The organism is Variovorax sp. GW458-11-26-14-LB1 (assembly GCF_059423965.1).
In genome coordinates, this window is sequence record NZ_JBWKYW010000040.1 from 33,758 (window position 1) to 60,437 (window position 26,680).

Genomic DNA, 26,680 nt, shown 5'->3' on the forward strand with positions numbered 1-26,680 from the left:
CTTCTCTTCTCTCTTCTTCTCATTGATGCCTTGAAAGGACTTCCTCTATGGAATGGCTGCATGAACTCTTCAAGAAGTCGCCCGAAATGGCGCTCTTCCTCTCGCTGGCGGTCGGCTACTGGATCGGCAAGATCAAGTTCGGCAAGTTCCAGCTCGGCGGCGTGGCCGGCTCGCTGCTGGTGGCGGTGATCGTGAGCCAGGTCGGCGTGCAGATCGACGGCGGCGTGAAGGCCGTGCTGTTCGCGCTGTTCATCTACGCCGTCGGCTTCGAGAGCGGGCCGCAGTTCTTCAGCTCGCTGGGCAAGCAGTCGATCAAGGAGATCATCCTGGCCGCCGTGATGGCGGCCACCGGCCTGGCCACGGTGGTGGTCATGGCCAAGCTGTTCGGGCTCGACAAGGGCCTGGCGGCGGGCGTGGCGGCCGGCGGCCTCACGCAGAGCGCCATCATCGGCACGGCGGGCGACGCCATCGGCAAGCTCGGCCTCGCCGCGGCCGAGACCGCGCGGCTGCAGGGCAACGTGGCCATCGGCTATGCCGTGACCTACGTGTTCGGCTCGTTCGGCGCGATCATCGTGTGCGTCAACATCCTGCCCAAGCTCATGGGCCGCAGCATCCGCGACGATGCGATCGCGGCCGAGACCGCGATGCAGGCCGGCGTGAAGGTGCTCGGCCCCGACCAGGAAGAAGCCGCGCCCTCGCTGGTCGGGCGCATCTACCAGCTCACGAGCGATCCGCAGCGCACGGTGGCCGACATCGAGAACGCCAACCCGGCCACCACCATCACCATCGAGCGCGTGAAGCGCGACGGCAAGTTCGTCGAGGTCAGCCCCACGCTCGTGCTGCGCCAGGGCGACTACGTGCTCACCGTGGGCCGGCGCGATGCCGTGGTGGCGAGCGCGCCGCTGCTGGGCAAGGAGGTCGACGCGGTCGACGGCATGGAGCTGACGCTGAACAAGCGCGAGATCGTGCTCACCAACAAGGACTTCGGCGGCAAGACCGTCGACCAGATCCGCCAGGCCACCGCCGGCGGCGTGCGCCACGGCATCTTCGTCGTGCAGCTCAGCCGCATGGGCCAGGTGCTGCCGATGAAGCCCGACACCGTCGTGCAGGTGGGCGACCTGGTGTCGATCTTCGGCGCCGAGCAGGACGTGAAGCGCGTCGCGTCCCTCGTCGGCGACGTGATCGTGCCCAGTGCCAAGACCGACTTCGTGTACCTGGGCGCGGGCCTGGTGGTGGGCCTGCTGGTCGGCCTGCTGAGCGTGAAGATCGGCGCCATCCCGCTGACGCTCGGCGCCGGCGGCGGCGCCCTGCTGTCGGGCCTGCTGTTCGGCTGGTACCGCGCGAAGAAGCAGACCTTCGGCGCGCTGCCGCCCAGTGCGGTGCAGCTGCTGAAAGACCTGGGCCTGGCGGGCTTCGTGGTCGTGGTCGGCCTGACGTCGGGCCTGCAGGCCGTGCAGACCATCAAGGAGCTGGGCCTGACCATCTTCGGCGTCGGCGTGGTCGTCACGCTCGTGCCGATGATTCTCACCATGCTGTTCGGGCGCTACGTGCTGCGCTACGACAACACGGCCGTCTTCGCGGGCGCGCTGAGCGGCTCGCGCAGCGCCAACCCGGCCTTCGGCGAAGTGCTGGGCAAGGCCGAGAACGCCATTCCCACCGTGCCCTTCGCCATCACCTATGCACTGGCCAATGTGTTCCTCACGCTGCTGGGGCCGCTGATCGTGGCGCTGGTCTGAGCACCGCGCCTTCCCTCTTCTTTCTTCTTTCTTCTTTTATTTCTTATCAACCAAGGAGTACTCCATGGATTTCGGCGACGTGAAAAAGCTGGGCGGCCTGAGCCCGTTCGAACTGAAGGATGCGCTGATCCAGGTCGCACGACAGAGTGACCGCCTCATGCTCAACGCCGGCCGCGGCAACCCGAACTTCCTGGCCACCACCCCGCGCCACGGCTTCTTCCAGTTCGGCCTCTTTGCCATGACCGAGGCCGAGCGCTCGTACATCTACATGGCGGACGTGGGCGGCTTTCCGCAGCGCGAGGGCATCGAGGCGCGCTTCGAGCTCTTTGCCAAGTCGCACGAGGGCGAGCCCGGCGTGCGCTTCATCGAGGCCGCCGTGTCCTACGTGCGCGACCAGCTGGGCCTGTCGGCCGGCGACTTCATCTACGAGATGTGCGAGGCCATCCTGGGCTGCAACTACCCGGTGCCCGACCGCATGCTGCGCCTGACCGAGATCGTCGTGGGCCAGTACATCCACAAGGAGATGATCGGCACCCACCCCTTCGTGGGCAAGTTCGACATGTACGCGGTGGAAGGCGGCACCGCCGCCATGACCTACCTGTTCAACAGCCTGCGCGAGAACCACCTGCTGTCGCCCGGCGACACCATCGCGCTGGGCATGCCGATCTTCACGCCCTACATCGAGATCCCGCACCTGAACGACTATCAGCTCATCGAGGCGCTGATCGACGCGCCGCCCGAGAACAACTGGCAGTTCACCAAGAAGGAGCTGCAGAAGCTGCTCGACCCGAAGGTCAAGGCCTTCTTCCTGTGCAACCCGAGCAACCCGCCGTCGGTGAAGATCAGCGACGAGGTGCTGGGCTACATCGCCGACATCGTGAAGCAGCGGCCCGACCTCATCATCCTCACGGACGACGTGTACGGCACCTTCGCCGACAACTTCCTGTCGCTGTTCGCGATCTGTCCGCAAAACACCATCCTGGTGTATTCGTTCTCGAAGTACTTCGGCGCCACCGGCTGGCGCATGGGCGTGGTCGCCACGCACGAGGACAACATCCTCGACCGCAAGATCGCCGCCCTGCCCGAGACCAAGCGCAAAGAGCTCGACGCGCGCTACAGCTCCATCACCACCGAGCCGCGCAAGCTGAAGTTCATCGACCGCCTCGTGGCCGACAGCCGCACCGTGGCGCTGAACCACACGGCCGGCCTCTCCACGCCCGTGCAGGCGCAGATGGTGATGTTCTCGCTGTTCTGCCTCATGGACGAGGGCGAGACCTACAAGAAGTCGATGAAGCACATCGTCTCTCGCCGCAAGGAGGCGCTGTACCGCGAGCTCGGCCTGCCGCTGCAGCCCGACCCGAACTCGGTGAGCTACTACCACCTGCTCGACCTGCAGGACATCGCCACGCAGATGCACGGCGAGCGCTTCGGCAAGTGGATTCTCACCAAGCTGCAGCCCAACGAGGCGCTGTTCCGCATCGCCGCCGAAACCAGCATCGTGCTGCTGCCCGGTCGCGGCTTCGGCGGCAAGCACCCGTCGGGGCGCGTGTCGCTGGCCAACCTCAACGAATACGACTACGCGAACATCGGGCGCTCGCTGCGCAAGATGGCTTCGGAGTACTTTGCGATGTTCGAGAAGGAGGTGGGGGGCGGCAAGGCGAGCACGGCGAAGACCGCCGTGGTCAAGCCCGTGAAGACGGCCAAGGCCGGGAAGAAGAAGTAGCCACCCTCCCGGCCCTGCAGGGCGCTCAGCCCGCCCTGCGCGCCGTCAGCCACTGCGACGGCGCCAGGGCCGCCGCCACCACGCGCACCTCGCCGATGTGCCCGAAGAAGCCGTCGGCGCGCGCACCATTCCAGGAGCCGCCGCCCACCACCCATTGCGAGGTGGCCGAGACCGAAGCCAGTCCCTGCGCCGCCGCGGCATTGCGCAGCACCGGCGCGCCCTCGACGTACATCGTGGTGTCGTGCGACACCGGGTCATTGACGATCGCGATGTGCACCCAGCGGTCGGCAATGACCTCGCCCGACCAGTTGGTCTTGGCCCGGGGCGTTCCCGCCGGACTCGGCACGACCTCCCATTGCACTTCGCGCAGGCTCGAAATGGCGAACAGCATCGGCGGCGCCTCGGCCTCGCCCAGGAAACCGGGCAGTTTCCCGCTGAGGCCGTCGCGCGTCATGATGTTCATCCACTTGTGGTTGTCGCTGGTCCAGGCCTTGTCGATCTTCACGAAGGCTTCGACCGTGTAGCCCTGGTCCAGCGTGTGCGCATTGATCGGCGCTGCCGCATCGGTGAGGAAGTAGCTCATCCGCGGCGGTTCGTTCCTGTTGGTGTTGAGGAAGCGCACCGAGCCCGGCGCGGCCGAGAGGCGGTGGCGGTCGTCGGTCCAGATAATGTCGCCGTCGGCGGCATTGCGGATGACGCTCTGGTTCAGGGCATCCCGACGTAGCGGATTGGCCCCCGTCACGTCCGCGATCACGGTGCCCGGCAGCACCGGCTGGTTCACCGCACCGCCGACGAAGCGCCAGTGCGCCAACGTGTTCGCGACCTTGGGGTAGTCCTCCGCATCGGCGGCGGGCCGCTGCACGGTGGCTTCGGGGTCCTTGTAGTTGGCCAGGATCAGCGCCTTCGCCTGCTCGACCAGCGACTGCTCGACCGTGGCCTCGCCCGCGGCAAAGCCCTTGTTGAAGCCGGCGAAGCGCTGCGCGAAATCCATCTCGATGGTGAAAGCCTCGTTGGGCGTGGTGAGCACGGCCTGGTCGAAGGCGTTCAGCGTGGCAGCGGGCTTTTGCGGCACCCAGGGCGAGAACGACAGCACCTTGATCTGCTTGTTCGTCAGGTCGAACTCGTACAGGCGCATCAGGCCGTTGCCGCCCTGGTAGGCCATCTGGTAGTCGACCACCATCTCCTCGACCTTGTGGCCGAAGTCGTTGGTCTTCGTGAGGTGCGCGGCGCCGTGGTGGTGGCCGTTGAGCGTCATGAAGATCTGGTCGTTGTCGCGGATCAGCTTCTCCCACAGCATCTTGCCGTAGTCGGTTTCCAGCGGGCTGGTGCCGTCGGGCGCGATGTTGAGCAGCTGGTGGTTGACCAAAATCACGGGTAGCGTCGGGTTCTTCGCGATCACCTGCCGCGCCCACGCGATGCCCGCATCGGACACGCGCCACGACAGCGACAGCACCATGAACTTCTGGCCCTGCGCCTCGAACACGTGGTACTCGTGGAAGCCGCTGGTGTCGCGCGCGCCGAAGGTGGCCTGCTTCTTCGCGCGCTCGGTGCCGAACCACTGCAGGTAGGGCTCGGCGGCCAGGTTGCGGGCGGCGTCGGTGCCGTTGACGGGGTCGACGCCGTAGTCGACATCGTTCAGCACGTCGTGGTTGCCGGCCAGCACGCTGTAGGGCAGCTTCGCGTCCTCGAGCACCTTCATGGCGGCATCGGCCACCTTCCACTGGTCAGGCTTGCCGACCTGGTCGACCACGTCGCCGAGGTGGATGGTGAAGGGAATGTGCAGCGCCTTGGCGTTGGCGGCGATCCACTTCGTCTGCGCCGCGAAGGGCGCACTGCCGAAGCGCTTGTCGTACTGGTCGCTCTCGGCGGCGGTGGCGTAGCGCGCGTAGAACTGGGTGTCGGGCATCACGGCCAGCGCGAAGCTCGAACGCTTGCTCACGACGGGTTCCGGCGCGGGCGGGTTGGGCGCCGGTGCGGGGGCCGGCAGCGGGCCGAAGCCGGCGCCACCGCCACCACCACCGCCGCAGGCGGCGATGAGGGCGCTGCTGCCGCCGACGGTGAGCAGGGAGGCGCCGAGCTTGAGCATCTGCCGACGTTGCGGGACGCGTTCGGTGTCGGGAGCGGAGGGGGAAGAAGAAGACGGGGAAAGCGCAAGCGCGCGTGCGCCGCGCGGATCGACGGAATCGGACATGACAAGAGAAAACGTTGGGAAGCACCCAGCGTAGGTCGCGGCCATGACTCGGTCATGTACGGCCCATGACACCTCACCCCCGAAGCGCCCTCCCCTGAATCCGGTTCAGGCCTTGGCCGCGCGCCCCGACGGTTCGTGCATCACCATCCGCCACGCGCACAACGTGCCCGCCACCGCCAGCAACGCCGCCAGCGCGAACATCGTGCGATAGCCCAGCTCCTGTGCCACCGCCCCGCCGAGCAACACGCCCAGCACGCCGCCGAAGCCGTAGCCGATCACCGTGAACAGCGCCTGCCCGCGTCCGCGCAGGTGGCCGGGGAAGCGGCGCGACACCACGGCGATGCAGGCCGTGTGGTGCGCCGCGAAGCTCAGCGCATGCAGCCACTGCGCGATGACCAGCGCCGCGATGAAGCCGCCCAGCCCGGCCGTGAGGCCGAGCCGTGCCACGCCGGCAATGCCGCACACCAGCATCCAGCGCGGCATCGGCAGCAGGCCGATGAGCCGGCCCTGCAGGAAGAACCAGACGATCTCGGCCACCACCGACAGCGCCCACAAGAGGCCGATGGTGCTCTTGCCGTAGCCGATCGAATCGAGGTACAGCGAGAAGAACGCGTACACCGAGAAGTGCGACATCACCTGGAAGAACAGCGACGCAAAGAACCATCGCACGGCAGGGATGCGCAGCACGGGGCCGATGGGCTCCTTCACGGCGTCGTGCGCAGCCGGCGGTTCGCGCAGGTCGGGCAGCTTCATCGTCGCGAGCAACACCACGGCCAGCGTGCCGGCGGCCCAGTACGGAAAGTGCTTCATGCCGAAGCGCTCGAACCACTCGCCCGCGACGAACACGGTGACCAGGAAACCGGCCGAGCCGCACAGGCGGATGCGCCCGTAGCGGCCCCAGTCGCCCGCGACGATCTGCGCCATGGCCGCTTCGGTGAGCGACATCATCGAGCTGGTGTGCGTGAACATCACGAGCAGCACCAGCGCGAGCCACCAGGCGCCGCCGTGCCACCACAGCCCGAAGGAGCTGGCCAGCGCCACCGCGGCGCTGAAGCGCAGCAGCTTCACGCGCTGGCCGGTGTGGTCGCTGAGCGCGCCCCAGGCATAGGGCGCGAAGACGCGCGTGATCGATTGCACCGAGGCCAGCAGGCTGATCGTGAAGATCGGCAGGCCCAGGTCCTTGAGCCACAGCGGCAGGTAAGGGTTGAAGAAACCGATGTGCGCGAAGTAGCTGGCCGACAGGCCAGCGAATGCCAACAGGTGGCCGCGCCCGGCGGCCACAGGTGGCGGCGTCGACACTACAGGAAGGACGACTGCGGCGACGCAGCTTCGCTCTTCTCGACGGGCGGGTTCACGTCGCCGCACTGCGCGCGGTTGCGCAGCACGTGTTCCATCACCACCAGCGCGAGCATGGCTTCGGCAATGGGCGTGGCGCGGATGCCCACGCACGGGTCGTGGCGGCCCTTGGTGATGACTTCGACGGGGTTGTTGTGGATGTCGATCGACTGGCGCGGGCTGATGATCGAGCTGGTGGGCTTGATCGCGATGCTCACCTCGAGGTCTTGCCCCGAGCTGATGCCGCCCAGGATGCCGCCCGCGTTGTTGCTGAGGAAGCCGGTCGGCGTGATCGAGTCGCCGTGCGTGGTGCCGCGCTGCGTGACGCTGTCGAAGCCGGCGCCGATTTCCACGGCCTTCACCGCGTTGATGCCCATCATGGCGTAGGCGATCTCGGCGTCGAGCTTGTCAAAGAGCGGCTCGCCCAGGCCCACGGGGACGTTGGTGGCGGTGACGCGGATGCGCGCGCCGCACGAATCACCGGCCTTGCGCAGGCGGTCCATGTAGTCCTCCAGCGCGCTCACGTCGGCGATGGGGGCGAAGAAGGGGTTGTTCGGGACGTGGTCCCAGCTCTCGAAGGGAATGGCGATCTCGCCGATCTGCGTCATGCAGCCGCGGAACACCATCCCGTATTTTTCGGCCAGCCACTTCTTGGCGACCGCGCCGGCCGCGACCATGGGCGCCGTGAGCCGTGCCGAAGAACGCCCGCCACCGCGCGGATCGCGGATGCCGTACTTCTTCCAGTAGGTGAAGTCGGCGTGGCCGGGGCGGAACTGCTGGGCGATCTGCCCGTAGTCCTTGCTGCGCTGGTCGGTGTTCTGGATCAGCAGCGCAATGGGCGTGCCGGTGGTCTTGCCCTCGTACACGCCGGACAGGATCTGCACCGCGTCGGGCTCGTTGCGCTGGGTGACGTGGCGGCTGGTGCCGGGGCGCCGGCGGTCGAGGTCGCCCTGGATGTCGGCCTCGCTCAGGGCCATGCCCGGGGGGCAGCCGTCGATCACGCAGCCGATGGCCGGGCCGTGCGACTCGCCGAAATTGGTGACCGCGAAGAGAGTTCCGAAGGTGTTGCCGCTCATGCCGGGGATTATCCCCACAAAGCAGCAGCCGACTCAGTCGGTGGTGTTTTCCATGCGCTTGGCGAGCGCGCCGAGCTGCAGCTCGATGCTGAACAGCCGCTCGTTCAGCACCGCCGTCTGCAGCCGGATCGCCTCGACGATGGCCTTGGTCTGCGGGTCGGAGGTGCTGTCGGACAGTTCCGCCAGGTCATGCAGCTTCTTGCGCAGTTCGTTGCTCATGGGGCCTCCGTTCGGTCGTGGGGTGCGTCGTGGAAGCCCCAGTATGGAGGCTCGTCAACGCTCCGGCAATGCGGCGCCGCCCGGGGGTACGGCGCCCTCTTGCGCATGCGACGCGCCCACGCTGCGCAGGCGCACCGCCACCAGCACGCCGACGAACAGCAGCACCACGGCGCACAGGCCGGCCACCAACCGCAAGGCGCGCAGCAGCGCGTCGCGCCCCACATCGAGCAGCGCGGCGCCGGTGGTACCGGGCAGTTCCCCGGCCAGCGCGACCGCTCCGCCGAGCGTGCTGCGGGCGGCTTCGACCGCGGCCGCACCGGCCAGCCCGGCCGGTACGGCGTCGGCCATGGCCGCGCGGTAGATCGCCGCGCCGACGCTGCCGAGGATGGCGATGCCCAGCGCCCCGCCGAACTCGGAGCTGGTCTCCGAGATGGCCGAGGCCACGCCCGCGCGCTCGGGCGGCGCGCTGCCCACGACCAGGTCGGTGGCCAGCGTGAACACCGGCGCCAGGCCGAGCGAAGAGATGACCGCGCTCGTCACCATCCAGGCCAGCCCGCCCTGCGCCGGCAGCAGCACCAGCATGCCGAAGCCCAGCGCCGCCACGACCAGCCCGCCGCCCATCACGTAGGCCGGGCACAGGCGTCGCGTGAGCGCGGGCACGATCATCGAGCCGACGATGAAGGCGCCGGCGCCCGGCATGCTCCACAGGCCCGCTTCCAGCGGCGGCAGGCCGAGCACCAGCTGCAGGTACTGCGCGTTGTACAGAAAGAGCCCGAACATCACGAAGCAGGCCAGCATGTAGGCCCCCAGCGAGACGCTGAAGGCCGGCAGCCGGAACAGGCGCAGGTCGATCATCGGGTTGGCCAGCCGCCCCTGCCGGCGCGCGAACAGCCAGCCCAGCAGCGCACCGGCCGCGATGGCCAGCAGCGACACCGCGTCGGGCCCGTGCTCGGCCACCTGCTTGATGCCGTAGATGGCGGCCAGCACCGCGCCCAGCGAGAGCGCCACGCTGGCCAGGTCGAGCGCGCCCGCGTCGGGGTCGCGGTACTCGGGCAAGAGCCACGGCCCGAGCGCGAGCAGCAGCACCATCACCGGCACGCCGATGAGGAACACCGAGCCCCACGGAAAGAACTGCAGCAGCACGCCGCCCAGCACCGGGCCGATGACCGCGCCGGCCGAGTAGCTCGAAATCCACACGCCGATGGCCACGGTGCGCTGCGCCGGGTCGAGGAACATGTTGCGGATGAGCGAGAGCGTGGACGGCGCCAGCGTCGCCCCCGCCACGCCCAGCAGCGCGCGCGTGGCGATCAGCATGTTGGCGCTGGTCGAGAAGGCCGCGAGCACCGAGGCCACGCCGAACGCCACCGCGCCGATCAGCAGCAGCCGGCGCCGCCCGATGCGGTCGCCCAGCGTGCCCATGGTGACCAGCAGGCCGGCCACGAAGAAGCCGTAGATGTCGACGATCCACAGCAGCTGCGAGGCGGTGGGCTTGAGGTCTTCGCTGATCGACGGGATCGCCAGGTTCAGCACCGTGAGGTCCATCGAATAGAGCATGCAGGGCAGCGCGATGACGGCCAGCCCCGTCCATTCGCGCGCCGTGGCGCGGGCGGGCGCCGCCCGGTCGGGTGCGCCGCTCATGGGCCGGCTCCGCTGTCGCTTGCCGACCAGGCCTTGCGCACCTCGATGCTGCTCAAGCGCGCCGAGGGAATGCCGGCCGCGAGCTGCAACGCCTCCTCCTCGCTGTCGGCCTCGACCAGGTAGAAGCCGCCCAGCTGCTCGCTGGTTTCGGCGAACGGCCCGTCGGTGACCGAGAGTTTGTCGTTGCGCATGCGCACCGTGACCGCCGTGCCGGCCGGCTGCAAGGCCTCGGCCACGACGAGCTTGCCGAGCGCCTGCAGATGGGCGTCGTAGTCGATGTGTTCGTTGATGTAGTGGTCCATGTCCTGCGCCGAGAAGTGGCTCGTCTGCGCGTCGGTTCCGTAGATCAGGCAAAGGTATCTCATGCGGCATTCCCCTCGGGGTTTTCGATCATTTCCATGACCTCGATGGGACGCACCTCGATGGCGCCGTAGCGCGCCATCGGAATGCGGCCCGCCAGCTGGATCGCGGCGTTCAGGTCACGCGCCTCGACCAGGATGAAGCCGCACAGCTGCTCGCGGGCTTCGGCGTAGGGGCCGTCGACGTGCGAGCGCTGGCCCTGGCGCACCTGCACGACCTTGGCGGCGCGCACCGGGCTCAGCGCCTCGGCGGCGATGAAGTGGCCGGCGGCTTCGAGCAGGCGGTCGTAGGCCATCGAATCGGCATTGAGCGCACGGCGCTCGTCGGGCGGCAGCGCGCGAAGCACCGCTTCGTCGCAGTGAACGAGGCAGAGGTATTTCATACGGAATCTCCTTGCAAATTTGAGTGAGGACATCACTGGTCGAACGGCGACGGCCGGAATCGACAAGGGGCATCAAATATTTTTCGTGTCCGACAAGGACGCCAGCTGCCGCTCCAGGAACTGCCGCTCGGGCTGCTGCCGCACCAGCGACAGCGCCTGCAGGTAGGCGGCTCTCGCATCGTCGGTGCGACCCAGCCGCCGGCACAGTTCGGCACGCGCGCCATGCGCCAGGTGGTAGCGGGCCAGCTCGCCGCGCGCGAGCAGCGCGTCGATCAGTGCCAGCCCGGCCACCGGCCCGTCACGCATCGCCACGGCCGCCGCGCGGTTGAGTTCGGCCACGGGCGAAGGGTCGAGCCGCAGCAGCACGTCGTACAGGCCGACGATCTGCGGCCAGTCGGTGGCGGCGGCCTCGGCCGCTTCGGCGTGCACCGCGGCAATGGCGGCCTGCAAGGTGTACGGGCCGAAGCGACGCGACAGCAGCGCGCGCTCGACCAGCGCCGCGCCCTCCCCGATCTGCCCGCGGTGCCACAGGCTGCGGTCCTGCGCGTCGAGCAGCACGAGTTCGCCCTGCGCCGAGGTGCGCGCGGCACGGCGCGCGTCGTGCAGCAACATCAGCGCGAGCAGGCCCAGCGCCTCGGGGTCGGGCAGCAGTTCAGCCACCAAGCGCCCGAGCCGGATCGCCTCGGCCGAGAGGTCGGCGCGCGTCACGCTCTGGCCCGACGAGGCCGCATAGCCTTCGTTGAACACGAGGTACACCACGCGCAGCACGGCATCGAGCCGTTCGGGCAGTTCGGCCAGGCCCGGCACCTGGTACGGAATGCCCGCATCGCGGATGCGCGCCTTGGCCCGCACGATGCGCTGCGCGATGGTGGGCGCGGGCACGAGAAAGGCGCGCGCGATCTCCTCGGTCGCCAGCCCGCAGACCTCGCGCAGCGTGAGCGCCACCTGGGCGTCGGGCGCGAGCGCGGGGTGGCAGCAGGTGAAGACCAGGCGCAGGCGGTCGTCCTCGAGCGCATCGGCATCGGGGTCGGCCTCGTGCCAGGCGGGCGCGGGGTCGGCCAGCGTGTCGGTGTGGGCGGTGGCCTCGTCCCACGCGGTGAAGCGCGCCTGCCGGCGGAGGCCGTCGATGGACTTGAAGCGCCCCGCCGACACCAGCCAGGCGCGCGGGTTGGCGGGCACGCCTTCGCGCGGCCATTGTTCGAGCGCGGCGCGAAAGGCGTCGTGCAGGGCTTCTTCGGCCAAGTCGAAATCGCCCAGCAACCGCACCAGCGTGGCGAAGATGCGGCGCGACTCGCTGCGGTAGATCGCGTCGAGCGTGTCGGCGATCGCCGTCGGTTGTTCCGTCACCCGGTGTCGCCGCCGGCCAGCCAACGCTCGAGCTTGACGAGCGAGCCGGTCCAGCCGTGGTTGTGGCCGTCGCGCGCCGCTTCGTCGAAGAACTGCTGGTGCATGAGCACGAGCTCGCAACCGCCCGCGTCGGGCTCGAGCTGCACCGTGACGCGTGACTCGCGCTCGGGCGTGCTGCGCCAGGCCCAGCTGAAGACCAGCCGGCGCTCGGGCACGACCTCGAGGTACGTGCCGCTCACGTCGTGCGTCTCACCGTCGGCCGCCAACATGGTCACGCGAAAGCGCCCGCCCACGCGCAGGTCGACCTCGGCCAGCGGCACATCGACGATTTCCGCGGGGCCGAACCAGTGCTTCAGCGCTTGCGGGTCGGTCCACGCGCGCCAGACTTTGGCGGGGTTGACGCGGAAGTGCCGGCGGAGCGTGAGCGAGGGGCGATCGGTGCCGGGGCCGGCGGTGGGGCCGGGGGAAGGTTTCGCCATTCGGTGTCCTCCTGGTGGTAGAGAAAGCGCGCCAGAGCATCGAGGCGGCCGGTCCAGAACTTCTCGTAGCGCGAGAGCCACACGGCAGCCTCCTGCATCGGGCCCGGCGACAGCTCGCAGCGCACGACGCGGCCCGCCTTCGTGCGCGAGATGAGGCCGGCACCTTCGAGCACGCGCAGGTGCTTCATGAAGCCGGTCAGCGACATGCCGTGCGGTTCGGCGAGTTCGGTCACGCTGAGGCCGCCCTCACCCTCACCCAGCGCTTCGAGCACGCTGCGGCGGGTCGGGTCGGACAGGGCCGCAAACACGGCGTCCAGGGCATCTGAGTGAACCATGCGGTTGAGTATCTGGAGCGGCCTGCGGGCCGTCAAGCAATGGGCCGTGCGCAGGAACGGTTTATGCATGCTGCATCGCAGCATCATCCCCCGCGAAGGAGCGCCCATGCTGGACCGAACCGCCACCCAGTTCTCCCACGTCAAGCCCGGTGACACCGACTACGTCTCGGGCGGGTTGCGAGACTTCTTCCTGTACCGCGACCTCGGCATTGCGGCCGCCACCCACGGCAAGGTGATCGCGCACCTGGTCAAGGCCAACATGGCACCGGAAGCGGGCACCGGCTGGCACCGCCACGAGGCGGACTTCCAGATCGTCATCATGCTCAAGGGCTGGGCGCGCTTCATGTACGAGGACAAGGAGACGCGCGTCGAGGCCGGCGACGTGGTGCACCAGCGCCCCGGCATCCGCCACTTTCTCTTCGACTACTCGCCCGACATGGAGTACCTGGAGATCGTCTCGCCGGCCGACTTCAAGAGCATCGACGTCGAGCCGGTGTGTGAAATTCCGCCGCCCACGCCCTGGCCCTGAAACCCACGGCCGGCGCGGCTTCGCGCGCCGATAAACTCCTCGCGTCTCACCAGAAACGACAACAACCGAGGAGAGAGAACTTGCGTATTCATACTGCCCGCCTGACGGCCGGCTTGCTGTTCGCGTGCGCCCTGACGGCCACCCACATCAGCAACGCCGCATCCCCCACCACCGCTTCCACCGCCTCGACCGCGAGCTCGCTCGAAGCCGAGCAGGAAGCCGCCTTCAAGGCCGCCAAGGCCGTGCAGAAAGCCGGCCCCGCCGACATCACGCTGCGCGACCAGGCCCACCTGAAGCTGCCCGCCGGCTACGTCTGGGTGCCCACACCCGCCGCCGCGCAGCTCATGCGCAGTATGGGCAACCGCACCGACGACACCTTCATCGGCGCGATCTTCCCCGCCGACGACGGCGACTGGATGGCGGTCGTGAAGTTCGTGAAAGAGGGCTACATCAAGGACGACGACGCCAAGGACTGGAACGCCGACGAGTTGCTCACCAGCCTGAAGGAAGGCACCGAGGCCGCGAACGAGGAACGCGCCAAGCGCGGCATCCCGGGCATCGAGGTCACCGGCTGGGCGCAGAAGCCGCAGTACGACGCCGCGACGCACCGGCTGGTGTGGTCGGCCCTGTCGAAGAAGAAGGGCAGCGACGGCGGCAACCCCGGCGTCAACTACAACACCTACGCGCTGGGCCGCGAGGGCTACCTGAGCCTGAACCTCATCACCAACGCGAACGACCTCGAGAAGTACAAGCCCGACGCCACCAAGCTGCTCGGCGCGCTGCAGTACGACGACGGCAAGAAGTACGCGGACTTCAATGCGTCCACCGACAAGGTCGCCGCCTACGGCCTGGCCGCGCTGGTGGCCGGCGCGGCCGCGAAGAAGCTGGGCCTGTTCGCGGTCGCCCTCGCCTTCCTGGCCAAGTTCGCGAAGGTCGCCGTGGTGGCGGGCGGCGCGGCGCTGTGGGGCCTCACGAAGCTCTTCAAGAAGAAGAGCTGAGCCTGCAGCAGCCCGCCGCGCTCAGCGGCCCGAGAAGCGCGGTGCGCGCTTTTCGGTGAAGGCCTTCACGCCTTCGCGCCCATCCGCGCTGCCCGCGCGTCGGCGCAGCAGGCGGTGCTCCATCTCGAAGTGTTCTTCGATCGGGCGCTCGGTGGCCCCCCCGCACAGCGCCTTGATGCCCGCGAACGATGCGGTGGCACCGTTCGCCAGCCGCGTCACCAGCGCTTCGGCGGCCGCCGCCAGTTCGGCGTCCGGGTACAGCGCATCGACCGCACCCGCCGCCAGGCAGCGCGCGCTGTCGATCGCGTCGCTCAGCATCAGCCACTGCTGCGCGCGCACCGGCCCGATGCGGCGCGACAGGAAATACGAACTCCCCGCGTCCGGCGAGAGCCCGATGGCCGCGTAGCCCGTGCGCAGCTTCATCGACTCGGTGGCGAGCACGAAGTCGCCGCACAGCGCCAGCCCCACGCCGGCGCCGCCGACCGTGCCGTTCACCGCCACCACCAGCGGCGCTGGGTTCTGGGCCAGCCGCAGCAGCGCGGGATGCAGCCGGTCGAGGATGGCGTCGACCAGCTCGGGCAGCTTGTCGCCCGCCGCCACGAAGCTCTCGATGTCGCCGCCCGCGCAGAACACGCGCCCCTCGCCGGTCAGCAGGATGGCGCGCGGCGCCGCTTCGAGCACCTCGTCGATGGCGCGCGCCAGCGCATGGCTGCTCGCCAGCGACACCGAGTTCGCGCGTTCGGGCCGCTTCAGCACGATGCGGCCGATGCCGTCCTGCACGCCCCAGGCAATGCCTTCTTCGAACTGCATCTCAGATCCCCGTGAGCCCGCCGGTGCACATGAGCGTCTGGCCGCTCACGTAATCCGACTCGGGCGCGCACAGCAGGTACACCGCGCCGGCCGCCTCTTCGGGCGTGCCGCCGCGGCCCAGCGGGATCGACTGTTCCATCATCGCCAGCAGGCCGGGGTTGACGCCGACCTTGATCTCGCGCCCCTCGATGTTCGCCGTGGTGGCCTCGGCCGTGCTGGCCGTGAGCCGCGTCTGGATGAAGCCGAAGGCCACGCAGTTCACCGTGACGTTCATGCGGCCCCACTCCTTGGCCAGCGTCTGCGTCATGCCGACGATGCCGGCCTTGGCGGTCGAGTAGTTGGCCTGCCCCGCATTGCCGAAGAGCCCGGCCACCGACGAGATGTTGACCACTTTGCGCACCACGCGCCGGCCCGCTTCGCCCTCGGTTTTCGCCAGCGCGCGGATCACGGGCTGCGCGGCGCGCAGGATGCGAAACGGTGCCGTCAGGTGCACGTCGATCATGGCGTACCACTGCTCGTCGGTCATCTTCTGCACCACGCTGTCCCAGGTGTAGCCGGCGTTGTTGACGATGATGTCCAGGCCCTTGAACTCGTTCACCGCCGTGCCGACGAAGCGCTCGGCGAAGTCCGTCGCCGACACGCTGCCGACGCAGGCCACGGCCTGCCCGCCCGCGGCGCGGATGGCCTGCACGGTCTCCTCGGCCGGTTCGGCGTCGAGGTCGTTGACGACGACGCGTGCGCCTTCGCTGGCGAGCTTGAGCGCGATCGCGCGCCCGATGCCGCGGCCCGAGCCGGTGATGAGGGCGACCTTGCCTTCGAGTTTGGGTGTCATGTCTCTTCTCTCTTCTTTCTTTCGTTCGTTCAAGGGGTCAGCGCAGCGCCACGAGCGCCTCGCCCGCAATGCGCGTCTGGCCGTGCTGGTTGGCGCTGAGCACTTCCACGCGCACGCAGCGCTCGCCGTTGTGTTCCAGCTTCTCGACCACGCGGCCGGTGCAGCGCACGGCATGGCCCAGGTGCGTGATGCCCTGGAAGCGCACGTCGAAGCGGCGCAGCTGCGCCTGCGGCACCCACTGCGTGAGCAGCCGGCCGAGCCAGGCCATGCCCAGCATGCCCTGCGCGAACACGTCGGGCATGCCGGCCTTGCGCGCGAAGTCGGTGTCGATGTGGATCGGGTTGTGGTCGCCCGAGGCGCCCGCGAAGAGCGCGAGCGTCGTGCGGTTCACCGGCGGGAGTTGCAGCGCGGGAAGTTCGTCGCCGACCTGGACGGTGTCGTAGCGGAGGGTCATCGCAGGTTCTTTCTTCAGTGGCGGCAGACGATCACCGTGCGCAGCTCGGCCACGAGTTCGTCGCGCTGGTTGGTGGCGCGCGAGGTCTTCACGACGAACTCGAGCGCGCCGTTCTTCTTGTCGTAGATGTCGCTGATGGTGGAGCGCACCGTCACCGTGTCGCCCACGCAGGCGGGGCGGTGGTAGCTGAAGCTCTGCTCGCCGTGCAGCAGCTTCGACAACGGGATCTGCAGGTCAGTCAGCAACTGGTCCGAAGCGCCCGAGTCCAGCTCGGCGGCGAACAGGAAGGTCGGCGGTGCGGGCAGGTCGGGGTAGCCGGCGTCGCGCGCCGCAGCGGCGTCGGTGTAGACCGGGTCGGTCTCGCCGATGGCCTTGGCGAAGAACTGCAGCCGGCTGCGCTCGATGGGCAGCACCGAGGCGGGCAGCTCGTGGCCGATCCATTTCTTGTCGATCATGGGTGGCCCTGCCCTCAGACGCGTTCGTACAGCGTGACCACGCAGGCGCCGCCCAACCCGAGGTTGTGCTGCAGCGCCATCCGCGCGCCTTCGACCTGGCGCTTCTCGGCCGTGCCGCGCAGCTGCTGGACCAGCTCCGTGCATTGCGCGAGCCCCGTCGCGCCGAGCGGGTGGCCCTTCGACAGCAGCCCGCCGGACGGGTTGGTGACGACCTTGCCGCCGTAGGTGTTGTCGCCATCGACCACGAACTTCTCCGCGCCGCCCACCGGGCACAGGCCGAGCGCTTCGTAGCTGATGAGCTCGTTGTGCGCAAAGCAGTCGTGCAGCTCGACCACGTCGATGTCCTGCGGGCCGACACCGGCCGCGTCGTAGACCTTCTGCGCGGCTTCCTGCGCCATGCTGAAGCCCACCACCTCGCGCATGTCGCGCGCCTCGAAGGTGATGGCGCGGTCGGTCGTCATGGCCTGGGCCTTGATGCGCACGCTGCGGTCCAGCCCGTGGCGCTCGGCGAAGCGCGGCGAGCAGACGATGGCGGCTGCGGCGCCGCAGGTGGGCGGGCAGGCCATGAGTCGCGTCATCACGCCGGGCCACATCACGGGCGCGGCCATCACCTCGTCTTCGGTGACGACGGTGCGAAACAGCGCCACCGGGTTGTTCGACGCATGGCGGCTGGCCTTGGCGCGGATCTTCGCGAAGGTCGACATCTGCGTGCCGTACTGCTGCATGTGCGCCAGGCCGGCGCCGCCGAAATAGCGCAGCGCCAGCGGCACCTGCTCGTTGCCGACCAGCTCGTCGGTGATCGATTCGAAGTGATCGAACGGACTCGGGCGGTCGTTGAACACCGCACCCAGCGCGCCGGGGCTCATGTGCTCGAAGCCCAGTGCCAGCACGCAGTCGGCCGCGCCGCTGGCCACGGCCTGGCGCGCCAGGAACAGCGCGGTCGAGCCGGTGGAGCAGTTGTTGTTGACGTTGACGACCGGAATGCCGGTCATGCCGACTTCGTACAGCGCGCGCTGGCCGGCGGTCGAATCGCCGTACACGTAGCCGACGTAGGCCTGCTGCACCAGCTCGTAGCCGATGCCGGCGTCTTTCAAGGCCGCGTTGGTCGCGTGCGCGGCCATCTGCGGGTAGGGCTGGTTCGCGCCCGGCTTGGTGAAGGGGATCATGCCGACACCGACGACGTGGACATCCTGGCTCATGGGGGGCTCCTGAAATGAATGAATGGAAAGTAAGAGAGAGTTCGAAAACCGTCAGGCTACGCTTCGTTGGCGCCCTTGCCAAAACGGTTCGCGCAACCGGGTCTTGAGCACCTTGCCGGCACCCGACAGCGGCAGTGCCTCGACCACCGCCACGCTGCGCGGGCATTTGTAATTCGCGATCAGCGCCTTGCAGTGCGCGATGAGCACGTCGGCCGCCAGCTGCTGGCCCGGCTTGAGCACGAGCACCGCATGCACGGCCTCGCCCCACTCCTCGCTGGGGATGCCGATGACCGCGCAGGCCGCCACGGCCGGATGCTGGTTGATGGCGTTCTCCACCTCGGCCGAATAGATGTTCTCGCCGCCGCTGATGATCATGTCCTTCAGGCGGTCGACCACGAAGATGTAGCCGTCGTCGTCCATGTACGCGCCGTCGCCGGTGTGCATCCAGCCGCCGCGCACGGCCGCGGCGGTCTGCGCGGGCTGGTTCCAGTAGCCCTGCATCACGTTGGGCCCACGCACCGCGACCTCGCCCACCGTGCCGCGCGGCACCTCGAGGCCCTCGGCGTCGACGATGCGCACCTCGGTGCAGTAGCTGGCGCGGCCGGCCGAGCGCAACTTGCCCCGGCGCTGGCCCTCGGCCGTGTGGTTGCGCGCGGGGTTGACGGTGGCCAGCGGCGACAGCTCGGTCATGCCGTAGGCCTGCACGAAGTCCACGCCCGGGAAAGCCGCCATCGCGCGGGTCAGCACCGCCTCCGAGATCGGCGAGGCGCCGTAGGTGATGCACTTCAGGCTGCCCAGGTCGCGCGGCTCGCGCATTGCCGGATGGTCGACCAGCATCTGGATCATGGTGGGCACCAGCAGCGCGTGCGTGACGCGGTCTTGCTCGATGGCGTTCAGCACCGCTTCAGGGCTGAAGGCCGGAATGATCGCGTGCGTGTTGCCCTCCAGCCAGTGCGGCGCGGCCAGGCCCATGTCGGCCAGGTGGAACATCGGCGCGGCATGCAGGTAGCAGCCGTCGGGCGCAGCCAGGCCTTCGGCATGCAGGGCCAGGCCCGAGCTGCCCATGTTGGTGTGGCTCAGCATCACGCCCTTGGGAAAGCCGGTGGTGCCGCCGGTGTAGAAGATGCCGGCCAGGTCGTCGTCGCAGCGGCCCGCGTCGGGCACGGGCGCGGCGGCTTCCAGCAGCGCCTCGTAGCCGAGCATGCCGGGCGGCGTCGGGCCGTCGCCGCAGTAGATCACCTCGCGCAGGCTGCTCGCCTGCCCGCGCATCTGCTCGACCACCGCGCGGAAGGTGTCGTCCACCAGCAGCAGCGAGGAGCCCGAGTCTTCGAGCGAATACAAAATTTCAGCGGCCGACCAGCGGATGTTGCAGGGGTTGAGCACGCCGCCGCCCCAGGGCACGGCCATCTGGTACTCGAGGTAGCGCGCCGAGTTGAGCGCCAGCATGGCGACGCGGTCACCCGGCTGCATGCCGAGCCCCTGCAGGGCGCCCGCCAAACGCGCGACCCGCTCGGCATAGGCGCGAAAGCTCAGGGTGCGGCCGGCGGCGCGCACGGCGATCCGGTCGGGGTGCTGCTGCACGCTGCGGTGCAGCGACTGGGTCAGGTACATGGCGGTTGTCTCCGTTCGGTTCTTGTGTAGGCGCATGGTAGAAACCGCGCCGTGCCGCGGCGATTGCGCATCGCATCGCCCGCATGGCAGAAAACCTCAATCGACACCCGCGCCGCCACCGGGTCTGATCCGCTCACGCATGCTGCAACCGCCCGTCACCATCCCGATCGTGTTCGTCCAGGGCATGCTCTCGGGCGTGCGCGCGCGCGGCGACAACGCCCCCATCTGCATCGACACCGCGCTGCAGGATGCCGGCATCGCCCCCGCCCTGCTCGATGCGCCGGGCGCGCGCGTCACGGCCGAGCAGTACGTGGCGCTGTTCGCGCTGCTGATGGAGCGGCTGGACGACGAAGCCTTGTGTTTCCTGTCGCGCCGCCTGCGCTGCGGCAGCTTCGCGCTCATGACCCGCGCCACGATGGGCGCCCCCACGCTCGAAGTGGCGCTGCGGCGCGTGGCCCGCACCTTCAGCCTGCTGCAGGACGACCTCGAGATGGTGCTGCTGCACGAAGGGCCGCTCGCGGGCTTCGGCCTGCGGGTGCAGGGCATGCCGAGCGCGCCGCTGAACTTCCTGCATGAGCTGATGCTGCGCGTGTACTGGCGGCTCTTTGCCTGGCTGCACGGCGGCCGGCTGACGGCGCGTCGCTTCGACTTCGGCTTCGAGCAGCCGCCCTACGCGGCGCGCTACAACAAGGTGTTTCCCGCGCCGCTGCAGTTCGGCCAGCCGCTGTCGGCCGTGTGGTTCGACGCCAGCGCGCTGGCCACGCCGATCCGCCGCGACGCGCGGGCCATGCGCGACTTCCTGGCGGCCGCGCCGGCCCACGTGATCCTGCCGCCGCTGGGCGAACTGGCCGTGAGCGCGCGCGTGCGCACCGTGCTGCAACAGCACCGCCCGGCCTGGGCCGACCTGGCCACGGCCGCGCGCAGCCTGCACATGTCGGTGAGCACGCTGCAGCGCCACCTGGCCACCGAGGGCACCTCGTTCCAGTCGCTCAAGGACCAGCTGCGGCGCGACGTGGCCATCGTGCGCCTGAACACCAGCACCGTGCCGCTGGCGGCGCTGGCCGAGGAGCTGGGCTTTTCGGACAGCGCGGCATTCCAGCGCGCGTTCAAGACCTGGACCGGTGGGGCGCCGGGGTCGTACCGGCGACGGCCTGGACCCGACCCCGAGGCCTGAAGCTACCCGCCTACCACTTGACCCGCACGCCGAGCGAGCCGTTGATCGAGCTCTTCACCTTGGCATCGCCACCCGACGACCACAGCTTGCCGACTTCGCCGTACAGGCTGGTCGTCTGGCTCAACGCCAGCGTGAAGCCGCCTGCGAGTTCGGTGCTGGTGCCGCCGGTCGGTGCCACGATGTCGGTCGTGGTCGCGCCGTTCACGAAGCGTGCAATGTCGGTGCCGCTCGAGGTCTTGTAGATGTTGACGCGGCCGTAGGGCTGCAGCACGCCCAGGCCGGTGTCGATCTGGCCCTTGACCCGCACGCCCGCGCGGGCGATCCAGCCGCTGTCGGCTTGGGGCTGCGCGATGGCTCCGGCGATGGCCGAGTTGCCCAGGTCCATGTGGTGGTGGATCAGCTGCAGCTGCGGCTCGATGCGCCAGCCACTGCCGCCGATCGCGAACGCCTGCCCCACTTCGATCGAGCCCAGCAGGCTGTTCCCCTTGCCGCCCACGCCCGCACCGAGCATCGGCTCGACCGTGTAGCGGTGACGGCCCGACTGCACCACGGCATCGGCATAGAAGCCGCTGTCGGCGGTGTAGGTGCCGTACACGCCAACGTACTGGCTGCGCAGGTCGTTGCGGCCCACCGCGAGGTGGCGGATGCCGCTGGCAAAGCCGCTCACGCGGGCATCGCCGTCGAGCTGGCCGACGTACAGGCCGGCGCGCCAGTTCGGCGTGGCGAGCAGGTCGGTGCCCGCCTGGAAGCCGGTGAGGCGGCCCTTGCTGGTGGGCGAGACGGTGCCGCCCTGCTGGATGTCGAGGTCGGTGGAGAGCACGCGGGCCCAGGCGCGGCGGTCCGATTCCGTCGGTGTGCTCGCGGCGCCCTTCACATCGTCGTCGCCCACGCGCTTGCGCACATCGCCGAGCATCGCGAGGTTGCCCTGGCGCAGCTGGCCCGGCAGCGCGGCGTACAGCGCGGCTTCCGGGCGGTAGGTGACGACGGGCAGGCCCACCGGTTGACCCGGCGCGACCGCGTCGGTGGTGGAGCGCAGGTACCAGTTCTCGCCCGCGCCCTTCGCATCGGCGGCGTGCAGGCGGTACTCGTAGGCGCCTGCGTCGACATGGCCGCCGGCCAGCGAGAAGGCGTCCTTCGTGGTCTGCGCGGTGGTCGTCGCACCGTTCTGTGCGGTGATGACCTCGATGCCGTTGCCACTCGTGAGTGCGCCCAGGCCGCCGAGGTTGCTGATCTGCACCTGGGTCTTGCCGCTGGCGACAGCGCTGGGGCCATCGAGCACGAGGCGGTCGGCGGGGCCGGTGCCGTTGAGTGCCGTGCTCAGTTTGAGCACGCCGTTCGTGCCGACGTAGGCGCCTTTGACTGTCAGCGTGGTGCCTGCGGTCACGCCGGCCAGCGACACAGTGCCGCTGTTGGCCAATGAAGCGATGGTCTGGTTGAAGCCCGCCAGGTCGAGCGTGGCACCTGTGGCCACGCTGTGTGCCGAAACCGCGCTCAGCGTGTTCACCGCGCCGGCCTTCAACGTGCCTTGCGCCACGTTCGTCGCACCGGTGTAGGTGTTGGCGCCCGACAGCGTCAGCGTGCCCGTGCCCTGCTTGGTGATGAAGCCGCCGCCGCTGATCGCACCGCTCAGCGTGCCGCTGAATGCACCGGTGTCGATGACGGGGTCGTTGTTGCCGGTGAGCTTGATGGTGTTGGCGATCGTCAGGCCGTTCGCGCTGAAGCCCAGCGTGGTGTCGTCGTCCATCGACAGCGTCCCGGTGCCCAATGCCTGGCTGTGGCCCACGTTCAGGCGACCCTGGCGCAGGGCCGTTCCACCGGTGTGGGTGTTCTCGCCCGACAACGTGAGCACGCCCGTGCCGACCTTGACGAGCGAGCCGCCGATGCCGGAGATCACGCCCGAGATTTCGGTGTCGGTGTTCAGGGCACCCGTTGTCAACGCCTTGGCGCCAAGCAGCACGCGGCCCGCCCCTTCCAACGCGCCGATGCTCGTACCAGCAGCCGCGAGTCGGGCGATGCGAACCGTGCCGCCCGCCTTGTTCACCACACGCGCCTGAGCGGCCGTCGCGTCGTTCTGCATGTCCAACGTGCCGTTGCTCTCATTGACGATCGTCGCCTGTCCGGCCGATCCGTTGTCCCAGAGGTTGGTCCAGCCGCCGGCGAGGTTAGTGATGTGGGCCTTGCCTGCGGTGGCGTCGAACGAGACCGTGACCTGGCCACCCCGGTTCTCGATGGTGGCGTTGCCGGCGGTCGCGTTGCCACGGAAGTCGATCGAGCCGCCGGCATGCGCGGTCAAGGTCGCGTGGCCGGCCGAGGCGTTGTCCTGGAACTGGACGAAGCCGCCGTTGCCCGACTGGGCGGCGCCTGCCGTGATCTGCAGGCTTTCCGCGTCCGCGCTGCCGCTGAAGACCAGGCCGGCGCCGCTGCTCACGCCCACGGGGCCGGTGCCCACCGCGCCCGTCGCGCCCACGTTCAACGTGCCGCCATCGACCTGCGTGCCGCCCTTGTAAGTGTTGGCCGCCGTGAGCAGCAGCTCGCCGCCGCCGATCTTGCGCAGGCTGCCCGCGCCGCTCATCGTGCCCGCGAAGCTGCCGCTGGCCACCTGGTCGAAGACCACCCGGGCGTCGTTGACGATGGCGCCGTGCAGGCTGGTGGTGTCGCCCTGCAGCGTGCCGGCGCGCACGAGCGTTCCGCCGGTGTAGGTGTTGGCGCCCTGGAGGACCAGCGTGCCCAGGTCGTCCTTCGTGAGGCCTCCCGCGCCGCTCAGCACCGACGCGATGGTGGCCTGCATCTGCGCCCCCGAGGCGGTGCCGTCGCCCACCTTGACGACGGTGCTGGCATTGCCCAGCGTCAGTGCATCGCCGTTGACGACATAACCACTGGTGGAGAACTGCGCGCCATCGATGCTGATCGCGCCGCCCGTGTTGTCCACCCGGACCGTGCCGGCCGCGCCGCCGAACAGCGCGAACTGGTTCTGCTGCCAGCCGGTGTTGGTCTTGCCGTTGGCGCCGGTCCAGCTGTCGGACGGGTCGTTGAGGCCGGAGCGGCCGATGCGCCAGGTGCCGGAGCCGCCGCCGATCTTGCCGTCGTTGTACTGGGTGGCGTCACCGCCCGCGCCGTCCCAGAAGCCGAGCGACACGCCCTTGCTGTTGATCAGGTTGATCTCGCCGAGCACGGACGACTGCACGTGCAGGTCGCCGGCCGCCGTGCCTGCGGGCGCTGTGCCGATGTTCAGGCCGTTGTCGATCAGCGAACCGGTGTAGCTGATCAGGCGGTACAGCCCGGGCCCGAAGGTGCCGCCGGGCGCCTCCGCCACGTTGAGCGTGCCGTCGAGCACGAGGCCGCCGTTGACCTTGACGAGGTCGTTGAGCGGGCCACCCGGCACGCCCGCCTGGCCCAGCTCGTAGCTCAGGAAGGCGCCCGGGTCGAAGCGCAGCATGCCAGTGGTCAGCGTGCCGAGGTTGCTGCCCGGGGCCAGCGTCGCGCCGTTGGCGATGGTGACCTGGCCCGAGATGGTGCCGCCGCCGCTGAGCGTGGCGCCGTTCTTGACCTGCACCGTGCTCGTGCCCGTGGCGCTGCCGGTGGTGTTGTTCACGCGCAGCGTGCCGGCGTTGACCTCGGTCGCGCCGGTGTAGGTGCTGGCGCCCGTCAGTTCCAGCACACCCGTGCCGTTCTTGGACAGGGTGCCGGAGCCGCTGATGACGCCTGCGTAACTCAGCTCGCCCGCGCGGTCGAAGACCAGGTCGCCGTCGTTGCTGATGTTCCCCGTGATGCTGCCGGTGGTGCCACCCGCGCCGATCTGCAGGATGTTGCCGGCCACGACGGTGGTGGTGCCCGTGAAGGTGTTGTCGCCGGTCAGGGTCAGCTTGCGCGCGCCTTTCTGCAGAAGGCTGCCGGAGCCGCTGATGTTGCCGGCGAAGGTGGTGTCGGCGCTGCGGTTGAACACCAGCGCGGCATTGTTGGCAATGCTGCCGAGGATGCTGCCGCTGTCGCGGATCTCCAGGGTGCCGCTGTCGATGGTCGTGCCGCCGGTGTGCGTGGCGTTGCCGGTGTAGACCAGCGCGCCCGCGCCGGTCTTCGTCACGCTGCCGCTGCCGGTGATGTCGCCCGCGAAAGCCGCATCGTTCGATCGGTTGAAGACCAGTGACGCGTTGTTGGTGACGTTGCCGGTGATGCTGCCGTTGTTGCCGCCGCTGCCGATCTGCAAGGTGCCCGCGCTGACCGTCGTGCCGCCGGTGTAGGTGTTCGGGCCCGAGAGCGTCAAGGTGCCCGAGCCCTCCTTGACCAGCGAGCCCGTGCCGTCGATGCTGCCTGCGAAGGTGGTGCTGGCGTTGGCCGACCCGACGGTCAGGGTGGCGCTGCCCAGCTGAACGGCGCCTGCGGTGCCCGACAGGCTCGATGCACGCAGGTTGAAGCTGCCCAGGTCGAGCACGCCGCCAAGCAGGGTGTACGCCGTGTTCTGCGACAGGGCCGATGCGGCGCCGAATTGCAGCGTGCCGTCGTTGAGGACGGTACCGCCGCTGTAGGTGTTGGCGCCAGTCAGGGTCAGGGTGCCCGCCGTCGTTTTCACCAACTGGCCCGTGCCGGTGATCGCGCCCGAGAACGCTCCGGACTCTACCGTCGTGGTCTGGGTCGGGCCGTTGCCAGTCCGGGTGTTCAGCGTTCCGGCGCCCTGCAGGTTGCGGAGGGTGGCGCTGGAGCCGTTCAGGTCGAGCGTGGCTCCGCTGTCCACCGTGGTGGAAGCAGCGTAGGACAAGAAGAAACTGAGGAAACTGGCGTCTGCCGCCTGCAGCGTGCCGCCGGCCACGACGATCGCCGCGTTCCCCCCGAGACTGCCGTTGCGGCCGCCACCCAGGCGGATGATGCCGTTTTCAGCGGCGCTGCCAAAGACGACGGTCGCCCCGGTGCCCAGGTGCAGGTCGCCGCCGATGCCGAAGGCCTTGCCGCTGGCGGCAGCCACCGTGCTGCGCTGTCCACCGGCGAAGACCAGGACATTGGTCAGGTCGAGGCTCGCGGTGGCGGCCAGCTTGCCGCCGTCGAGCGTGACTGTGCCGGCGCCGAGCGCGCCGGCCGTGCCGATCTGCACCGTGGTGCCGTTCCTGATCGTGGTGCCGCCGGCGTACGTGTTGGTGGCGCCCAGCGCCAGCGTGCCGCCGCCGTCGGCCGTGAGACTGCCGGCGCCGGAAATAACGCCGTTCATGGCCAGATGCGCAGGCATTGGGCCGGTGCCGTCGACGGTGACCGTGAGGTCGCCCGTGGGCAGGAACGCGCCCGTCAGCGTCCACTGGCTGCCGCTGTGGGCATGGACGCTCGAGAAGCCCGACATCGCATCGTCTTCGCTGCCGCTGCCCTGGAGATTCAGGGTGTTGCCGCTACCGAGGGCAACCACTTGGCCATTCAGCACCGACCCCGTCTGCAGCGTGAGCGAAGCGTTGCCGCCGCTGAAGCTGATGGCGTTCGCGCGGGTGACGCCATCGCCAGAGAGCCCGCCCGAGATGGTGCCGCTGCTGACGATGCGCGAGGCACCGCTGGCGACGATGCCTTCTCCACCCGCGCCCGCAGCGCCTGCTGCAGCGTCCGTGCTGCTGCCCCCTGTGCCGCCGTTGCCACCGGTGATGCTGCCGGCGTTGACAAGTGAAAGCCCGGCTCCTGAGAGCGAGAGGCCCACCCCACCTCGGCCACCACTGCCGCCATTACCGACAGCCCCCCCGGCGAGGGCAACACCGTCGCCCGCTCCTCCATTGCCGCCATTGCCGCCAGACACGCTGCCGCCCTGGGCATTCGTGATCGTCGCCACGGC

At 69.2% G+C, this 26,680-nt stretch carries 21 protein-coding genes and 1 pseudogene; 5 read left to right on the plus strand and 17 right to left on the minus strand.

Annotated features, from left to right (window positions below; genetic code table 11):
* Positions 1-47 precede the first annotated feature (47 nt).
* Both aspT and AC07YS_RS23085 read left to right on the plus strand, forming a co-directional pair.
* The gene (gene aspT, locus AC07YS_RS23080; protein WP_062475727.1) at positions 48-1,736 is read left to right on the plus strand and encodes an aspartate-alanine antiporter; all 1,689 of its coding nucleotides are present in this window, start codon (positions 48-50) and stop codon (positions 1,734-1,736) included.
* A 64-nt stretch (positions 1,737-1,800) separates the two neighbouring features.
* Positions 1,801-3,459 carry a bifunctional aspartate transaminase/aspartate 4-decarboxylase gene (locus AC07YS_RS23085; RefSeq protein WP_495269113.1) on the plus strand — a complete coding sequence of 553 codons (1,659 nt, stop codon included), beginning with the start codon at positions 1,801-1,803 and terminating at the stop codon, positions 3,457-3,459.
* A gap of 25 nt (positions 3,460-3,484) precedes the next feature.
* Here the strand turns inward: AC07YS_RS23085 and AC07YS_RS23090 are convergent, their stop codons facing one another.
* From AC07YS_RS23090 to AC07YS_RS23135, 10 genes and pseudogenes are all read right to left on the minus strand, one after another.
* Positions 3,485-5,650 (minus strand): LamG-like jellyroll fold domain-containing protein, encoded by a 2,166-nt coding sequence (locus AC07YS_RS23090; protein ID WP_495269112.1) that lies wholly within the window; start codon positions 5,648-5,650, stop codon positions 3,485-3,487.
* A 105-nt stretch (positions 5,651-5,755) separates the two neighbouring features.
* The gene (locus AC07YS_RS23095) at positions 5,756-6,949 is read right to left on the minus strand and encodes an MFS transporter (protein WP_495269111.1); all 1,194 of its coding nucleotides are present in this window, start codon (positions 6,947-6,949) and stop codon (positions 5,756-5,758) included.
* Positions 6,949-8,061, minus strand: coding sequence for a chorismate synthase (gene aroC / locus AC07YS_RS23100; protein WP_062475740.1), 1,113 nt, complete (start codon positions 8,059-8,061; stop codon positions 6,949-6,951). The genes AC07YS_RS23095 and aroC overlap by 1 nt, the downstream gene beginning before the upstream one ends.
* Positions 8,062-8,094: 33 nt before the next feature.
* Positions 8,095-8,280 (minus strand): hypothetical protein, encoded by a 186-nt coding sequence (locus AC07YS_RS23105; RefSeq protein WP_062475744.1) that lies wholly within the window; start codon positions 8,278-8,280, stop codon positions 8,095-8,097.
* Positions 8,281-8,334: 54 nt separating this feature from the next.
* On the minus strand, positions 8,335-9,918 hold the full coding sequence (locus AC07YS_RS23110) for an MFS transporter (protein ID WP_495269110.1): 1,584 nt from the start codon (positions 9,916-9,918) through the stop codon (positions 8,335-8,337).
* Positions 9,915-10,283, minus strand: coding sequence for a YciI family protein (locus AC07YS_RS23115; RefSeq protein WP_095744823.1), 369 nt, complete (start codon positions 10,281-10,283; stop codon positions 9,915-9,917). Before AC07YS_RS23115 ends, AC07YS_RS23110 begins: the two co-directional genes overlap by 4 nt.
* Positions 10,280-10,660 carry a YciI family protein gene (locus AC07YS_RS23120; protein ID WP_095744822.1) on the minus strand — a complete coding sequence of 127 codons (381 nt, stop codon included), beginning with the start codon at positions 10,658-10,660 and terminating at the stop codon, positions 10,280-10,282. The genes AC07YS_RS23115 and AC07YS_RS23120 overlap by 4 nt, the downstream gene beginning before the upstream one ends.
* 72 nt (positions 10,661-10,732) lie before the next feature.
* The gene (locus AC07YS_RS23125) at positions 10,733-12,007 is read right to left on the minus strand and encodes an RNA polymerase sigma factor (RefSeq protein ID WP_495269109.1); all 1,275 of its coding nucleotides are present in this window, start codon (positions 12,005-12,007) and stop codon (positions 10,733-10,735) included.
* Positions 12,004-12,486, minus strand: coding sequence for an SRPBCC family protein (locus AC07YS_RS23130; RefSeq protein WP_495269108.1), 483 nt, complete (start codon positions 12,484-12,486; stop codon positions 12,004-12,006). Before AC07YS_RS23130 ends, AC07YS_RS23125 begins: the two co-directional genes overlap by 4 nt.
* A 149-nt stretch (positions 12,487-12,635) precedes the next feature.
* Positions 12,636-12,929, minus strand: a pseudogene (locus AC07YS_RS23135) (ArsR/SmtB family transcription factor); the annotation flags it as partial.
* On the opposite strand from AC07YS_RS23135, the gene AC07YS_RS23140 reads away from it, so the two are divergent.
* Positions 12,928-13,350, plus strand: a complete 423-nt coding sequence (locus tag AC07YS_RS23140) for a cupin domain-containing protein (protein ID WP_095744821.1) — start codon at positions 12,928-12,930, stop codon at positions 13,348-13,350. The pseudogene AC07YS_RS23135 and the gene AC07YS_RS23140 sit on opposite strands and share 2 nt — an antisense overlap.
* 80 nt (positions 13,351-13,430) lie before the next feature.
* The gene (locus tag AC07YS_RS23145; RefSeq protein WP_495269107.1) at positions 13,431-14,348 is read left to right on the plus strand and encodes a DUF2167 domain-containing protein; all 918 of its coding nucleotides are present in this window, start codon (positions 13,431-13,433) and stop codon (positions 14,346-14,348) included.
* A gap of 21 nt (positions 14,349-14,369) precedes the next feature.
* Here AC07YS_RS23145 and AC07YS_RS23150 read toward each other — a convergent pair whose 3' ends face one another.
* From AC07YS_RS23150 to AC07YS_RS23175, 6 genes are read right to left on the minus strand one after another with little or no spacing between them, the layout of a single operon-like run.
* Positions 14,370-15,158 (minus strand): enoyl-CoA hydratase/isomerase family protein, encoded by a 789-nt coding sequence (locus tag AC07YS_RS23150; protein ID WP_495269106.1) that lies wholly within the window; start codon positions 15,156-15,158, stop codon positions 14,370-14,372.
* Between the two features lies 1 nt (position 15,159).
* Complete coding sequence (locus tag AC07YS_RS23155; RefSeq protein WP_495269105.1) at positions 15,160-15,990, minus strand: SDR family NAD(P)-dependent oxidoreductase; 831 nt, start codon at positions 15,988-15,990, stop codon at positions 15,160-15,162.
* A 37-nt stretch (positions 15,991-16,027) separates the two neighbouring features.
* Positions 16,028-16,444: a MaoC family dehydratase gene (locus AC07YS_RS23160; protein WP_307636904.1), complete on the minus strand. Its 417-nt coding sequence runs from the start codon at positions 16,442-16,444 to the stop codon at positions 16,028-16,030.
* A 14-nt stretch (positions 16,445-16,458) separates the two neighbouring features.
* The gene (locus tag AC07YS_RS23165; RefSeq protein ID WP_070059441.1) at positions 16,459-16,899 is read right to left on the minus strand and encodes a MaoC family dehydratase N-terminal domain-containing protein; all 441 of its coding nucleotides are present in this window, start codon (positions 16,897-16,899) and stop codon (positions 16,459-16,461) included.
* Between the two features lie 14 nt (positions 16,900-16,913).
* Positions 16,914-18,098 carry a lipid-transfer protein gene (locus AC07YS_RS23170; RefSeq protein WP_159272320.1) on the minus strand — a complete coding sequence of 395 codons (1,185 nt, stop codon included), beginning with the start codon at positions 18,096-18,098 and terminating at the stop codon, positions 16,914-16,916.
* 51 nt (positions 18,099-18,149) lie between these two features.
* Complete coding sequence (locus tag AC07YS_RS23175) at positions 18,150-19,709, minus strand: long-chain-fatty-acid--CoA ligase (protein WP_495269104.1); 1,560 nt, start codon at positions 19,707-19,709, stop codon at positions 18,150-18,152.
* Positions 19,710-19,848: 139 nt separating this feature from the next.
* Here AC07YS_RS23175 and AC07YS_RS23180 point away from each other — a divergent pair, with 139 nt between their 5' ends.
* The gene (locus tag AC07YS_RS23180) at positions 19,849-20,883 is read left to right on the plus strand and encodes an AraC family transcriptional regulator (protein WP_159272324.1); all 1,035 of its coding nucleotides are present in this window, start codon (positions 19,849-19,851) and stop codon (positions 20,881-20,883) included.
* 10 nt (positions 20,884-20,893) lie between these two features.
* On the opposite strand, the gene AC07YS_RS23185 is transcribed toward AC07YS_RS23180, so the two are convergent.
* Positions 20,894-26,548, minus strand: coding sequence for an autotransporter-associated beta strand repeat-containing protein (locus tag AC07YS_RS23185; protein ID WP_495269103.1), 5,655 nt, complete (start codon positions 26,546-26,548; stop codon positions 20,894-20,896).
* Positions 26,549-26,680 lie beyond the last annotated feature (132 nt).

Bases quoted from the DNA above. Each gene is read 5' to 3' on its own strand.
- aspT (WP_062475727.1), top strand. From the start codon at position 48: ATGGAATGGCTGCATGAACTCTTCAAGAAGTCGCCCGAAATGGCGCTC.
- AC07YS_RS23085 (WP_495269113.1), top strand. From the start codon at position 1,801: ATGGATTTCGGCGACGTGAAAAAGCTGGGCGGCCTGAGCCCGTTCGAA.
- AC07YS_RS23090 (WP_495269112.1), bottom strand. From the start codon at position 5,650: ATGTCCGATTCCGTCGATCCGCGCGGCGCACGCGCGCTTGCGCTTTCC.
- aroC (WP_062475740.1), bottom strand. From the start codon at position 8,061: ATGAGCGGCAACACCTTCGGAACTCTCTTCGCGGTCACCAATTTCGGC.
- AC07YS_RS23105 (WP_062475744.1), bottom strand. From the start codon at position 8,280: ATGAGCAACGAACTGCGCAAGAAGCTGCATGACCTGGCGGAACTGTCC.
- AC07YS_RS23110 (WP_495269110.1), bottom strand. From the start codon at position 9,918: ATGAGCGGCGCACCCGACCGGGCGGCGCCCGCCCGCGCCACGGCGCGC.
- AC07YS_RS23115 (WP_095744823.1), bottom strand. From the start codon at position 10,283: ATGAGATACCTTTGCCTGATCTACGGAACCGACGCGCAGACGAGCCAC.
- AC07YS_RS23120 (WP_095744822.1), bottom strand. From the start codon at position 10,660: ATGAAATACCTCTGCCTCGTTCACTGCGACGAAGCGGTGCTTCGCGCG.
- AC07YS_RS23130 (WP_495269108.1), bottom strand. From the start codon at position 12,486: ATGGCGAAACCTTCCCCCGGCCCCACCGCCGGCCCCGGCACCGATCGC.
- AC07YS_RS23140 (WP_095744821.1), top strand. From the start codon at position 12,928: ATGCTGGACCGAACCGCCACCCAGTTCTCCCACGTCAAGCCCGGTGAC.
- AC07YS_RS23150 (WP_495269106.1), bottom strand. From the start codon at position 15,158: ATGCAGTTCGAAGAAGGCATTGCCTGGGGCGTGCAGGACGGCATCGGC.
- AC07YS_RS23155 (WP_495269105.1), bottom strand. From the start codon at position 15,990: ATGACACCCAAACTCGAAGGCAAGGTCGCCCTCATCACCGGCTCGGGC.
- AC07YS_RS23160 (WP_307636904.1), bottom strand. From the start codon at position 16,444: ATGACCCTCCGCTACGACACCGTCCAGGTCGGCGACGAACTTCCCGCG.
- AC07YS_RS23165 (WP_070059441.1), bottom strand. From the start codon at position 16,899: ATGATCGACAAGAAATGGATCGGCCACGAGCTGCCCGCCTCGGTGCTG.
- AC07YS_RS23170 (WP_159272320.1), bottom strand. From the start codon at position 18,098: ATGAGCCAGGATGTCCACGTCGTCGGTGTCGGCATGATCCCCTTCACC.
- AC07YS_RS23175 (WP_495269104.1), bottom strand. From the start codon at position 19,709: ATGTACCTGACCCAGTCGCTGCACCGCAGCGTGCAGCAGCACCCCGAC.
- AC07YS_RS23180 (WP_159272324.1), top strand. From the start codon at position 19,849: ATGCTGCAACCGCCCGTCACCATCCCGATCGTGTTCGTCCAGGGCATG.